Origin of the sequence: Pedobacter sp. JY14-1, assembly GCF_029269825.1 — a bacterium.
Classification (GTDB): domain Bacteria; phylum Bacteroidota; class Bacteroidia; order Sphingobacteriales; family Sphingobacteriaceae; genus Pedobacter.
On the sequence record NZ_JARJHU010000001.1, the window covers coordinates 954,563 to 968,647 of the forward strand.

Annotated in this window: 10 protein-coding genes and 1 tRNA gene; 9 read left to right on the forward strand and 2 right to left on the reverse strand. The window is 47.0% G+C overall.

Going from position 1 to position 14,085, the window contains the following annotated elements; translation table 11 throughout:
- Position 1: 1 nt before the first annotated feature.
- Positions 2 to 1,519, reverse strand: coding sequence for a glycerol-3-phosphate dehydrogenase/oxidase (locus tag P2W84_RS04200; RefSeq protein WP_276088853.1), 1,518 nt, complete (start codon positions 1,517 to 1,519; stop codon positions 2 to 4).
- A 291-nt stretch (positions 1,520 to 1,810) separates the two neighbouring features.
- Between P2W84_RS04200 and P2W84_RS04205 the strand changes: the two genes are divergently transcribed.
- The 4 genes from P2W84_RS04205 to P2W84_RS04220 all read left to right on the forward strand — a co-directional run bounded on the left by P2W84_RS04205 (position 1,811) and on the right by P2W84_RS04220 (position 6,246).
- Positions 1,811 to 4,390 (forward strand): TonB-dependent receptor, encoded by a 2,580-nt coding sequence (locus tag P2W84_RS04205; RefSeq protein ID WP_276088854.1) that lies wholly within the window; start codon positions 1,811 to 1,813, stop codon positions 4,388 to 4,390.
- Positions 4,391 to 4,832: 442 nt separating this feature from the next.
- Entirely contained in the window at positions 4,833 to 5,072 is a 240-nt protein-coding gene (locus P2W84_RS04210; RefSeq protein WP_276088855.1) for a hypothetical protein, read from the forward strand.
- 55 nt (positions 5,073 to 5,127) lie between these two features.
- Complete coding sequence (locus P2W84_RS04215) at positions 5,128 to 5,997, forward strand: hypothetical protein (protein WP_276088856.1); 870 nt, start codon at positions 5,128 to 5,130, stop codon at positions 5,995 to 5,997.
- A gap of 175 nt (positions 5,998 to 6,172) precedes the next feature.
- Positions 6,173 to 6,246: transfer RNA gene (locus P2W84_RS04220), tRNA-Arg, on the forward strand.
- A 55-nt stretch (positions 6,247 to 6,301) separates the two neighbouring features.
- Here P2W84_RS04220 and P2W84_RS04225 read toward each other — a convergent pair.
- Positions 6,302 to 7,213 (reverse strand): SDR family oxidoreductase, encoded by a 912-nt coding sequence (locus tag P2W84_RS04225; RefSeq protein WP_276088857.1) that lies wholly within the window; start codon positions 7,211 to 7,213, stop codon positions 6,302 to 6,304.
- Between the two features lie 164 nt (positions 7,214 to 7,377).
- Here P2W84_RS04225 and atpD point away from each other — a divergent pair, with 164 nt between their 5' ends.
- The 5 genes from atpD to ilvB all read left to right on the forward strand — a co-directional run bounded on the left by atpD (position 7,378) and on the right by ilvB (position 14,077).
- Positions 7,378 to 8,880 carry a F0F1 ATP synthase subunit beta gene (atpD, locus tag P2W84_RS04230; RefSeq protein WP_276088858.1) on the forward strand — a complete coding sequence of 501 codons (1,503 nt, stop codon included), beginning with the start codon at positions 7,378 to 7,380 and terminating at the stop codon, positions 8,878 to 8,880.
- A gap of 15 nt (positions 8,881 to 8,895) precedes the next feature.
- On the forward strand, positions 8,896 to 9,138 hold the full coding sequence (gene atpC, locus P2W84_RS04235; RefSeq protein WP_276088859.1) for an ATP synthase F1 subunit epsilon: 243 nt from the start codon (positions 8,896 to 8,898) through the stop codon (positions 9,136 to 9,138).
- A 474-nt stretch (positions 9,139 to 9,612) separates the two neighbouring features.
- Positions 9,613 to 10,548 (forward strand): aminotransferase class IV, encoded by a 936-nt coding sequence (locus P2W84_RS04240; RefSeq protein ID WP_276088860.1) that lies wholly within the window; start codon positions 9,613 to 9,615, stop codon positions 10,546 to 10,548.
- A gap of 56 nt (positions 10,549 to 10,604) precedes the next feature.
- A complete protein-coding gene (gene ilvD, locus P2W84_RS04245) occupies positions 10,605 to 12,302 on the forward strand; it encodes a dihydroxy-acid dehydratase (protein WP_276088861.1) in 1,698 nt (565 codons plus the stop codon).
- Between the two features lie 35 nt (positions 12,303 to 12,337).
- Positions 12,338 to 14,077, forward strand: coding sequence for a biosynthetic-type acetolactate synthase large subunit (gene ilvB, locus P2W84_RS04250; RefSeq protein ID WP_276088862.1), 1,740 nt, complete (start codon positions 12,338 to 12,340; stop codon positions 14,075 to 14,077).
- Positions 14,078 to 14,085 lie beyond the last annotated feature (8 nt).

Consider the following 14,085-nt stretch of genomic DNA (forward strand, 5'->3'; position numbering starts at 1 on the left):
TTTATTTCTTCAAATATCCTAAAGCCAATTCAGAAAAGTTCTTTACCTGAGTCCTTTCCCATAGTTTGTCATAGTTAAGCTCCTTTGCCATCAGCGCCGCCACATCCGCAGCAAGTCCGATCGCCTTTTCCGCATCCAGGAACAGGATACGAAGTCGTCTGGCCAGTATGTCTTCTACCGTTCTGGCCATCTCATCATGAACAGCCTTAGATACCACTATTTCCAGTTCCTTTTTGCTTATTCTTTCCGCGGCATGCAGAAGATGGCTCTTTCTATCTGTGTGTTCCAGTAAAATGTGCGCTGTCTGACACGGGACGGACGGCAAACCTGCAACAGAAGACGCCATATCAACCGTGTCCGCTGCCATTTTCCGGTAGGTAGTCCATTTCCCGCCGGTAATTGTAACGAGTCCGGACGATGAAGTCATAAGTTTATGACTCCTTGACATCTCCCTGGTAGCCCCGGCTCTCCCCTTAATCACAGCCAGCGGCCGAAGGCCCGCAAAAACGCTTAAGATATCTTTTCTTTGCGGAATGTTCTCCAGGTATTGCCCCGCGGCTCCAAGGATAAAATCTATTTCTTTTTCCAGTGCAACTGGCTCCAGATCCGTATGATCCATTGGTGTGTCTGTAGTCCCGGCAAGCAAATATCCATGCCACGGCACGATGAAAAGTACTCTGCCGTCAACGGTAGTGGGTATCAGCAAAGCATTGTTCCCTTTCATAAAGGAAGACTTAAGTACAATATGTACGCCCTGGCTGGGCTTTACTAAGGGAGTGACGGCAGCTTCGTCCAGACGCAATACCTGATCTACATAAACCCCTGTAGCATTGATCACAACCTTTGCCTTTACCTCATAAGACAAACCTGTCTCGATATCCCGGAGTGATGCACCGTTTATCTTGCCCAGGTCCTTGCAAAAAGCAGTCAGTCTCATGTAATTGATCAGTGTAGCACCCTTTGCGGACGCCGTCCGGGCAATAGCCAGCGCCAGCCGGGCATCGTCAAACTTTCCGTCATAATAGCGCACTCCACCTTTAAGTCCCTTTCCCCGTATCCCGGGAAGTTCCTCAAGCACCCTGCTGGGTGACAAAAAACCAGAACGCCCGAAACTGTAACTTCCGGACATCCAGTCATACAGAATCAACCCCACCAGATACTTCAATACTTCCCACCAGCTGTAACAAGGAATGATAAAAGCTTGCTTCTCAACCAGCCCCGGTGCATTTTTCAATAAAAGACCACGCTCGTGCAAAGCCTCTCGCACCAGACCAAAATTACCCTGAGCAAGATAACGTACCCCTCCATGGACCAGCTTGGTGCTTCTGCTGGAAGTTCCTTTTGCAAAATCGTGCTGCTCGGTAAGCAAAACCTTATAACCCCTCGCAGCAGCGTCAAGGGCAATTCCCAATCCAGTTGCTCCACCACCTGTTATTAGGATATCCCATTCCGGAACATTTTGCAGTTCCTGAAGGGACCGTTCCCTGTCAAGCGAGTGTCTGTCTTTAGCTTGTTCCATTATCACCAAAGTTAGCAAATTGAAATTAAGTAAATACCCGTCCTGATAGAGCTTAGCGGCCGCTTCAGCCATTTTTTTTTAAAAAACTACCATTTCTATAGATTTTGTTTTTTTTATAGATAATTGCTTTTATATTTGCACGAGATCAGCTGAAATAAAGAGATCGAAACAATGAGAACTGACCTATATATAAGTACTTTTTACAACATATGTTGTTGTTGCCACAGTTCTATAGCAGGAATGTCTTAAAGATCAACACACGATAATCCATCTAATTTTCAATTTCAAACCATGAAAAAAGTTTTACTTTTTATCCTGCCATTATTGGTATGGTCAGGCAGTACATTTGCCCAGAGTATTTTGACGGGTGTCATTAAAAGTCCCAAAGGCACACCTGTACCACATGCAAGCATCCAGGTGAGGGGCGCGAGCGGCAGCACAGTTGCAGACGAAAACGGGGCCTTTAGCCTAAGCGTAAAGCAGGATTTGCCATTCTATATCCGCGTTAGTTCCGTCGGTTATAAACCGCAGGACTTCCAAGTACAAAAGCTCCAGAACACTCCGCTTGAGTTAACCCTGGTAGAAAACGAAGACCTGGCAGAAATCGTCGTTACCTCAAGAAGGCGTTCGGAAGTGCTCCAGGATGTGCCGATTCCGATCACCGTTATCGGCGGCCAGGCGGCTGAAAATGCCGGAGCTTTCAACGTAAACCGCCTCAAAGAACTGGTGCCTTCCGTACAGCTGTATGCATCTAACGCAAGGAACACTACGCTTAACATCAGGGGCCTGGGTTCAACATTTGGTCTGACCAACGACGGTATCGACCCAGGCGTAGGCTTCTATGTGGATGGAGTTTACCAGGCCCGTCCGGCTGCTACGTCTACGGACTTCCTGGACATCGAGCAGATAGAAATCCTGCGCGGTCCCCAGGGAACCTTATTCGGCAAAAATACCACCTCAGGTGCGTTCAACATCACTACTACCAAGCCGGCACAAACACCAACTGCAAAAGCAGAATTCAGCGTAGGCAGCTACAACTTCATCCAGGCAAAGGCAAGTGTTTCGGGTGGCATCGCCAAAAATCTGGCCGCTAAGATCGCAATTTCAGGTACACAACGTGACGGCACCATCTTCAACACCAGGGAAGAGCGCAAATACAGCGGTCAGAACAACCTGGGGTTGAAAGGTCAGCTGTATTACACTCCATCCGATCGGTTGCAGGTATTGCTGAGCAGCGATGTTAGCTTCCAGCACCCCGCAGGTTACCCATTGGTTATTGCAGGAGTAACCACTACCGAAAGGAGTGCTTACCGCCAGTACGCTCAAATCCTTACCGATCTGGGTTACCAGCAACCTAAAATCGATCCGTTCTCCAGGGAGATCAACACCAATACTCCGTGGAAACAAAACCAGTCCATCGGTGGTGTCTCGGCAAACATAGATTATAAAATCGGCAACGGAACCCTGACTTCCACTACCGCATGGAGGTTCTGGAATTGGGATCCGACCAATGACAGAGATTTTTCTGAAGTATCCGCACTTACCAAATCCCAGGGCAATTCACGCCATGACCAATATTCACAGGAGTTCAGGTATGCCGGTAATATCAATGAGAAAATCAGTGGTGTAGTAGGTTTATTTTTTCTTGGTCAGAACCTGAAAGGACTGGACCAGACTGAAGAAGTAGGCAAAGACCAGTGGAGGTTCGTTCAGACCGCCAACACCGGTGACCAAGCCTTATACTCAACACCCGGCTTGCTTGACAACTTCGGCATCAGAACCAACTCTACTATCAAATCGCTGAGCGCCGCAGTATTTGCGCAGATCGACTGGGAGTTCCTGCCTAAACTACATGTGCTGCCAGGCCTGAGGTTTACCTACGACAAAAAAGACGTAGATTATGACAGGGTAACCTATGGCGGCCTGCAAACTACAGATGCCAAACTGCTCGCCCTTAAAGCAGCAGTTTACAGCAATCAGCAATTCAGCACCAGTACAGATAACAACAACCTTTCTGGTAACCTTACCCTTTCTTACCGTCCAAGTACTAGGTTGAATGTTTACGGAACCTTCTCTACCGGTTACAAGCCAGTTGGTGTAAACGTAGGCGGTTTGCCAACCACGTCCGATGGAAAAGCAGACCTTTCCCTGGCCGTTGTAAAGCCTGAATATGTACAACAGTATGAGATCGGTGCCAAAACCAAACCAGTAAAGGGCTCAATACTGAACATCACTGCCTTCAAGACCGACATCAAGGATTACCAGACCAACGTACAGTCACCGCAGCTTGGCGTGAACAGGGGGTACCTGGCCAACGCAGAAAAGGTAAACGTAAAAGGTCTTGAAATTGACGGTAGCTATCAGCTGGATAGATACCTGACCATTAATGCTGCCGTAGCTTATCTTGACGGCAAGTATAAGAAATTCACCAATGCTCCACTTCCTCTTGAAGAAACAGGACATACGGAAATCATAGACGGAAAATCTACACAGGTTGCATTCAAAGATGCTTCAGGCGGCAGATTGCCAGGTATTTCCAAATGGAATACATCCGGAGGCATAGAATTGAGTACTGCCGGCAAGTTATCTGTAGCTGAGGGCAGATGGTTTATTGCCACAGACGTAACTTATCGTTCCGATTATTCCTCTAACCCCACACCTTCAAAAGTGTTGAATGTGGATGGATATTCTCTGGTAAATGCGCGCATAGGATTCAAGTCCACAAAGTTCTCCATCTTCGGCTGGGGCAGAAACCTTGGGCAGACCCATTACTTCGAGCAATTGCAGGCTGCCGCCGGCAACTCAGGTCTGTATGCCGGCGTACTTGGCGATCCAAGGACTTACGGAGCAACCCTGCGTTACAGCTTTTAATATTTCAGCAAGGTCCTTATAACAGAACGGGGAAGACAGCCATGTCTCCCCGTTTTTTTATGAATATGAACAGTTACGGACCTCGAATTATTCTGCAATAAACAAACCTACCCAAAAGAACAAGCCCGGTCATACTAACACTTATTATCCGAAATGTTAATCTACATAGAACATTAATGCATACTGATAGACGCCTACCTTGGCTTTACCGGACAACAGCAGTTTGAGATGAGTAACAGCGTCTGGGCAAGGAACTACAGTATTGATGTTTCCAGTAAATGAGCGTTGCTGCTCTATTATCCGACCCTCTTTGCCAGCACTATTACAGGATGAAATGCCTTGGACATCCGCTGGGAGATATGTTAACTGTACGTTGATCATTGACTTAATGTTAACAAAATGATAATTTAATATTATATTGAGGTTAAACTAGCTTTGTAGCATGGAAATAGCCACCTATGTAGTTTATGAATTGTTGATCCGTTTACAAGCGCTTACCCCCAATGTAGGCGTATACCTTTCAAGCAGCCAGAACCCTTCGGGAGTACTTTTGAAAACCACCACAGGTACTATCCATTTACCTATAGAGTTGCTTAAAAAACAATTTGAAGAGCCTTCACTGATTACCGAAACCGATATCATAAATCTTCTGAGCAACTTCCGGGTTACCGCATCAGCCTGATTTACCTTTCTTACCGCCTGTTTTTTGTTTGTATATTTCGCAAAAAGCGAATATAATGTCACAGGAACAAAAAGATTTTACCAGTGTTAGCCCTTCTGCCAGATCACTGTTACTGATGAAGGGCTATACAGACATACCTTTTGCAAGGGAAACAGCTGCCCTGATGCAGGGTCCGGAAGTCTTCGGGCTGAATTTTGATAATAAGGACTTTTGGTTCTGGATCAGGGTAATGCATTTTGAGGCCCGCTACTGGAGTATCGACCAGTTGCTGAAACAGGCCAGCATCAAGAACATCCTTGAATTGTCTTCAGGGTATTCCCTCCGCTGCCTGGACCTTTGTCTGAAAGATCCGGCTGTTCACTGCATCGATACAGATCTTAGCGGAGTGGTTGCTGCCAAGCGAACCTTAATCGCTCAACTGGAAGCAGACAAAAATGTAAAAGGCAAATTTGAGCTACTGCCGCTCAATGCGCTGAATGAGCAGGAATTTGAGGGCATTGTTGACCACTTTGGTAAAGGCGAACTGTCTATTGTAAATGAGGGATTGCTGATGTATCTAGATATTGAGGAGAAAAAGCGGCTTTGCAGGATAATACATGCTGTATTGAAGCAACGGGGCGGATACTGGATCACTGCCGACGTGTATATAAGGCGTTCTGCAGAAATGCAGGCTAGTATACCCCAAAGCAAAGGTGAGACAACCTTTTTTGAGCAGCACAATATTGAAGGCAATAAGTTCGAAAGTTATCTGGCTGCCGGTGGATTCTTTGAAGATCAGGGATTTGAAGTAGTGCATGAAGCGGTAATCAACTACCAGGCATTAAGTGCTATGCCGCACTTGTTAAAGGTCTTGCCGGAACATGTAAAGAATAACCAGGAACCACCCCCAAAGGTGCAGGCTACATGGATGCTGAGAGCGGTATAGGTTGTTTGCTTATCCAGAGATTGGTATAACAGGGTATAAATCGCGTTAAAAGCTGATACAGATTGAAAAGAATCCGGTGGGTAACAGATAATTATACCTTAATCACAGAGAAATTACGGAAAAAATTGTGAAATTAAAAACCAAACATTACCTTTGCAATCCATTAACAAAGAATGCACTTGTAGCTCAACTGGATAGAGCATCTCACTACGGATGAGAAGGTTTGGGGTTCGAATCCCTACCAGTGCACGAATAGCCTTAGAAATATCTAAGGCTTTTTTGTTTGGGCAGTATAATGGTCAATTTAGCTGGAACCAAGTTTTATCTGCTTATCTAGTACGGCAAGTCCTTCTTCAAAACTATGTGGGGCATATCCAAGATCCCGGATGGTTTTATCCAGGATAAACCCTGTTCTCAGTGGCCGCTTTGCAACCTGGTTTAGCGAGGCTGAACTGATTTCATTGATCAGGCTTTTGTCCAGCTTCCAGAAATCAGCCACCCGTGTTACCAGCTCAGAAATACTCATCATATCTTTACCGGAAGCATTGTATACACCCTGAGCATCCTTCTCTACTGCCAGCAGACAGCAATCTGCAAGGTCTTCTGCAAGTGTGGGCATGCGCCACTGATCGTTGACCACATTGATGGGTGCACCTTTTTCAAGTGCACCTTTAGCCCATAGCACGATATTACTTCTGCTCATATCGCTCACGATGCCATAAACGATGATGGTCCGGAGAATGGTCCATTTACAGCGGGAGTTCTTGATGACCTCTTCCGCTTCCAGCTTGGTCTCCCCGTAATAGCTGAGGGGATTGGGAGCTGCCAGCTCGTCATAGGGACCATCTGCTCCATCAAAAATAAAGTCCGTAGACAGATGGACGAGCTGGATATTATGCGCCTCGGCCAACTTGATCAGCGTCTGCACCGATCCGACATTGAGCTGGTGTGCAAGTTCGCGCTGATCTTCGCAGGTATCGACATTGGTCATGGCCGCAGTGTGGATAATTGCATCGGGCTGGTACTGTTCAACGACCTGCCGCACCTGCTCCGGATCCAGGATGTCCATTTCCGCGTACGTATAACCTTCCTTTACCGGGTAGCGGTTAATGCCTTTAGCGGTAGCGACGAGCCTGAATTGTCTGGTCTCCAGTATTCTTTCGGTAATTTTCTGTCCGAGCAATCCGTTGCTGCCGGTGACGAGTATCGTTTTCATTTGAGTTGCTTTTAAAGACGAAAATACCATTTCGCGCACTGTGGAAAAACTTTTTATTTATATACGCAATTCTTATTTAAAAACTTTAACTTTGCGAACCAAATTGTAGGCCTTTAAAAAGGCATTTAACGAATTGATATTTATAAATTTACCCAAAACAATATATGCCTAACATTGGAAAAATAGCGCAGATTATAGGCCCGGTGGTTGACGTAAGTTTTACTGACGATGCTCACCTGCCCCAGATCTTCTCTGCATTAGAGATCAAAAAAGAAAACGGACAGAAGATCGTTTTAGAAGTTCAGCAGCACCTTGGTGAGGACCGTGTACGTGCGATCGCCATGGATTCTACTGACGGACTTGTCCGCGGTATGGAAGCACTGGACACTGGAGCCCCTATTAAGATGCCGGTCGGCGATCAGATCAAAGGCCGTTTGTTCAATGTGGTCGGTGAAGCGATCGACGGCATCAACGCCGTTGACAATTCAACGGGCCGCCCGATCCACGCTACTCCTCCGAAGTTTGATGAGCTGTCTACAGAGACAGAGGTACTGTTTACAGGTATCAAGGTAATCGATCTGCTGGAGCCTTATGCCAAGGGCGGTAAGATCGGTCTGTTCGGTGGTGCCGGTGTGGGTAAGACGGTATTGATCATGGAGCTGGTAAATAACATCGCCAAAGCATACGCAGGTCTTTCTGTATTTGCCGGTGTAGGTGAGCGTACCCGCGAGGGCAATGACCTTCTGCGCGAATTCATCGAGTCGGGCGTAATCAACTACGGCGAGGAATTCCTGCACTCTATGGAAAAAGGCGGATGGGACCTCAAGTCGGTTGACGCTGAGAAACTGAAGGAGTCCAAGGCTACCCTGGTGTTCGGACAGATGAATGAGCCTCCTGGTGCACGTGCACGTGTTGCCCTTTCAGGACTAACCGTAGCGGAATATTTCCGTGACGGTGACGGAGAAGGTGCAGGAAAAGACATTCTTTTCTTCGTTGACAACATTTTCCGCTTCACCCAGGCAGGTTCCGAGGTGTCTGCACTTCTTGGTCGTATGCCTTCTGCGGTAGGTTATCAGCCGACGCTGGCTACCGAGATGGGTCTGATGCAGGAGCGTATCACTTCTACCAAGCGTGGTTCGATCACTTCCGTACAGGCGGTATATGTACCTGCGGATGACTTGACCGACCCTGCTCCGGCTACAACATTCGCCCACCTGGATGCAACTACGGTACTGTCACGTAAGATCGCGGAGCTGGGTATTTATCCCGCGGTTGACCCACTGGACTCAACATCAAGGATTCTGAACCCGGCAGTTCTTGGTGATGACCACTATAACTGCGCTCAACGTGTAAAAGAGATCCTGCAGCGTTACAAAGAACTTCAGGACATCATCGCGATTCTGGGCATGGACGAACTTTCCGAGGAAGACAAACTGGTGGTTTCACGCGCACGCCGTGTGCAGCGTTTCCTTTCTCAGCCGTTTCACGTTGCGGAGCAGTTCACTGGCCTCAAAGGTGTACTTGTTGACATCAAAGATACCATCAAAGGCTTCAACATGATTATGGACGGCGAAGTGGATGAGTATCCTGAAGCAGCTTTCAACCTGGTAGGCAGCATCGAGGAAGCGATTGAAAAAGGTAAAAAGCTATTAGCTGAAGCAAACTAATATAAAGCAGTTGGCATGACATTAGAAATATTAACCCCGGACAAAAAAGTTTTTGAAGGCGAGGTAAGCGCGGTTACCGTACCAGGTATTTTAGGTTCTTTTCAGATCCTGAAAGATCACGCTCCTATTATTTCTACACTGGAAGACGGAGCGGTCATTGTGAAAAGTAAAACCGGAGAAGACACCTTTATTATTAAAGGCGGTGTAGTTGAAGTCATTAAAAACAAAATTGTTGTTTTGGCCGAGGGGGTCGCATAATATTTGATTACAAAATAAAAAGCCTCTTGAGATTCAAGGGGCTTTTTTGTTGCCGCAATATTTAAGATTTTATTCAACTTTTTGATACCAAAAAGGAATTTTAGGCAGAATTCAGCAAAAAATATAATGCGTGCATAATAGCAATACCAAATACCAATTTCATATATGGTATACCATGATCAGCGTTATGATATGAAATTAACAATGTATACAATATATAATTACTAATTTTTTCAATAAATCAATATAATATTTTTTTTTAAATATTTTTTACTGACTATTGATTGTTAAAACAGCATGAGGTAAATTGGAATTATAAACACATACACAATTAACACAATGAACAACCTCGTAAACAACGTCATCTTAAACATCATTCTGGTCCTGATTACCGGAAGGAAGGCGGCGCTGTAACGAGGTATTTGACAATACAAAAAGCGCCACCCAAAAAAGTGGCGCTTTTTTAATAAAAACTTGAACCAAAAAAGACTTGAACCAAAAATAAACGATAACCAGGGCATGCAGTATTTCAATTCAAATACCATAATCTTCCTTAATGGCAGGTTTGAAAAGGCCAGCGGGCCTGCAGCCAGCCTGTACGGGCAGTCATTGCATTATGGCTATTCTGTATTTGACGGAATGCGTGCTTACAACACCCATAACGGCACCAGAATTTTTAAGGCCAGACAGCATTTTGAACGGCTGGAACAAGCGGCCCGGTTGCTGAACATCCCATTTAAATGGAATATTGATGAACTATTGAGGAAAGCCTACAAATTACTGGAAATGAATGGACTAAAGGATGCTTACATACGCCCTTTAGTCTTTTGCGGCCCGAATATGTCTCTTACTGCGCCAGTTTCTTCTTCCATTATGATCTGTGCCTGGAAATGGGACGCTTATCTAGGCCATGAACCACTAAACGTCTGCATTTCCGGATATGAGCGGCCCAGTCCCCGCTCCTTTCCTGTACAGGCGAAGGTGGGTGGCAATTATGTCAATGCGATTCTGGCTACCCAGGAAGCAAAAAGCAAGGGGTTTGATGAAGCCTTATTACTTGATGAGTACGGAAACGTGGCACAGGCGCCAGGGGCAAACATCTTTATGGAAAAAAATGGCCGTTTATACACCCCGCCTGAAGGACATATCGTTCCCGGTATCACCAGGGCGACGGTAAGGGAGCTTTGCCGAGTGCTTGATATTGAGCTGACTGAAAAACATCTTGATCTGCAAGAACTTTATCACGCAGACAGTGCGTTTTTCTGTGGAACGGCGACCGAAATTGCTGGCATCGGGCGCATTGAAGGCTATCGGATGCCGATGAAATGGGAGGATAGTATTGGCGCTGTAATCCAGAGGACTTATCAATCTCTGGTCCTGGAAAAGCAAAACTACGAAGTCATTATATAAGTAGATCATCTAAAAGAACAACTATAAATTTAAGCATAACACAACAGACCTAACATATGTCACAGACACCAGAATTAAACAGATACAGCAAAACGTTTACCCAGGACCCCACACAGCCGGCTGCGCAAGCTATGCTTTACGGGATAGGATTGACTAAAGAAGATATGGACAAGGCCCAGGTGGGCATTGCCAGCATGGGTTATGACGGAAATACCTGCAACATGCACCTGAACGGTCTTGCACAGATTGTGAAGGATAGTGTCTGGAAAAATGACATGGTGGGTCTGACCTTTAGCACGATCGGTGTGAGCGACGGCATGTCTAACGGAACGGAAGGCATGCGCTATTCACTGGTATCGCGTGACGTGATCGCAGACTCCATTGAAACCATTTGCGGCGGGCAATACTATGACGGCCTGATCACGGTGCCTGGCTGCGACAAGAATATGCCCGGATCGCTGATGGCAATGGGAAGGCTGAACCGGCCGTCAATTATGGTTTATGGAGGCAGTACACACTCGGGTAATTACCAGGGTAAGGCTTTAAACATTGTATCTGCATTCGAGGCCCTCGGACAAAAGCTGGCTGGCAATCTTTCAGAAGAAGATTTTCAAGGTATCATTAAGCATACCTGTCCGGGAGCAGGTTCCTGTGGTGGCATGTATACGGCCAATACCATGGCTTCCGCTATAGAGGCGTTGGGCATGAGCTTACCTTATAGTTCCTCTCATCCTGCTGTTAGCCAAGAAAAAAAGGATGAATGTATTGCCGCGGGTAAAGCGATCCGTCTGCTGCTGGAAAAAAACATCCGCCCTTCTGATATCATGACAGAAAAAGCATTCCATAATGCGCTGGTAATCGTAATGGTACTGGGCGGTTCGACCAATGCAGTATTACACCTGATTGCTATCGCAAAGGCGGTAGGTGTGAAATTAACACTGGAAGATTTCCAGAAAGTAAGTGACAGCACACCAGTATTAGGTGACCTGAAGCCGAGCGGAGCTTACCTGATGGAAGATCTGCATGAGATCGGAGGTGTTCCCGCGGTAATGAAATACCTGTTGAAGGTTGGGCTGTTGCACGGTGACTGCCTGACGGTGACCGGAAAAACCCTGGCAGAGAATGTAGCTGACGCAGTTGACCTGGACTTTGAGACACAGAAAATTATCTTTCCCGTTGAATCCCCAATAAAGGAAACCGGTCACTTGCAAATGTTGTATGGTAACCTGGCCACTAAGGGTGCAGTAGCTAAGATCAGCGGAAAGGAAGGTGAAAAATTCACCGGCCCGGCGCGGGTATTCGACGGTGAACAGAACTTGATCGCCGGTATCCAGAGCGGCAAGGTGAAGCCGGGCGATGTGGTGGTGATCAGGCAAGTGGGGCCTAAAGGCGCACCAGGAATGCCTGAAATGCTCAAACCAACATCAGTGATCATTGGTGCGGGGTTGGGTAAGACGGTCGCACTGATCACGGACGGTCGCTTCTCCGGTGGTACTCACGGATTTGTGGTCGGCCACATTACACCTGAAGCTTTCGAGGGCGGCAATATTGCACTGGTTCACGATAATGATATCATCACGATTGATGCGGTTAACAATACGATTGACGTCCATCTGTCTGAGGAGGTACTGGCGCAGCGCAGGGCCGTCTGGAAGCAGATGCCGCCTCCGGTCACTAAAGGCGTGCTTTACAAGTACATCAAGCAGGTGAGCAATGCCAGTGAAGGCTGTGTAACGGATGCTTACAATGAATAATGAATGAAGCTGAAACCCCTATAAATAACTAAACAATGGAAACAATACAAGCAGAATCAAATACTTTGACAGCGCCTGAAAAAACGGTAACCGTTTCAGGGTCTGTTGCTTTATTGGAAGGATTGATTGCTGAAGGCGTAGATACCATCTTCGGCTATCCGGGTGGTGCCATCATGCCAATCTATGATGCACTCTATGACTATACAGATAAGCTGAAACACATACTGGTCCGTCATGAACAAGGTGCTACGCATGCGGCTCAGGGCTATGCCCGTACCTCCGGGCATGTAGGTGTGGCTTTTGCCACCAGTGGCCCCGGAGCGACCAACCTGGTCACGGGTCTGGCCGATGCCCAGATTGACAGTACACCGATGGTCTGTATCACCGGACAAGTATTTGCCCATCTGCTGGGTACAGATGCATTTCAGGAAACGGATGTGATCAACATCACCACACCCGTGACCAAATGGAACTACCAGATTACGGATGCTACGGAAATACCCAGCGTACTGGCCAAAGCATTTTATATTGCCCGCAGTGGCAGGCCAGGACCGGTATTGATTGACATTACCAAGAATGCACAGCTCCAGCTTTTTGAGTATGAAGGATATACTGCCTGTGAACACATCCGCAGTTACAGGCCGAAACCAAACATACGTAAAGAATACATCGAACAGGCGGCTGAACTGATCAATTCGGCGAAGAAACCATTTGTTTTATTTGGTCAGGGCGTATTGCTGGGCAATGCTGAAGCTGAGTTCCAAGCCTTTATAGAAAAGACCGGCATTCCTGCCGCATGGACTATTTTGGGTGCCGGAGCGATTCCGACTGATCATCCTTTGAACGTGGGTATGCTCGGTATGCACGGTAATTACGGCCCGAATGTACAAACCAATTCTTGTGACGTTTTAATTGCGATCGGAATGCGTTTTGACGACAGGGTTACAGGAAGACTGGACAAATATGCGAAACAGGCAAAAGTGATCCACCTTGATATTGATCCGGCAGAGATCGACAAGAATGTAAAGGCCGATGTGCCGGTATGGGGAGACTGTAAAGAGACCCTGCCTCTGCTGACCGCGCTGGCAGAACAGAAAGAACATACAGAATGGCTGGCTGAGTTCCGCGCTTATGACAAGGCAGAACGCGAAGCTGTGATTGAAAAAGAATTGAACCCCGGTGAGGGTGAGATGACCATGGGCGAAGTGCTCAATAAATTAAATGAGCTCACAGGCGGAAATGCTGTAATCGTTACGGATGTGGGTCAGCACCAGATGGTGGCCTGCCGGTATGCCAGGTTTAACGAAACGAGAAGCAACATTACGAGCGGTGGACTGGGCACAATGGGCTTTGGCCTTCCTGCGGCGATCGGCGCGAAGTTTGGAGCCCCTGACCGTACGGTTGTGGCGATCATCGGTGATGGCGGGTTCCAGATGACCTGCCAGGAACTTGGCACCATTATGCAAAGCGGAGTCAATGTAAAGATCCTGATCCTGAACAACAGGTTCCTGGGCATGGTGCGTCAGTGGCAGCAGCTATTCCATGACAAACGCTATTCGTTTGTGGACATTACCAGCCCGGATTTCGTCAAGCTGGCCGACGCCTATTACATTGCCGGGAAGAAAGTGACGGAGCGCGACGACCTTGGAAATGCGCTGAAGGAAATGCTCGACCATGACGGCTCTTATCTCCTGGAGGTAATGGTAGCCAAGGAAAATAACGTTTTCCCGATGGTTCCGCAGGGAAGCAGTGTAAGTGAGATCAGACTTAAATAACCGAAGCA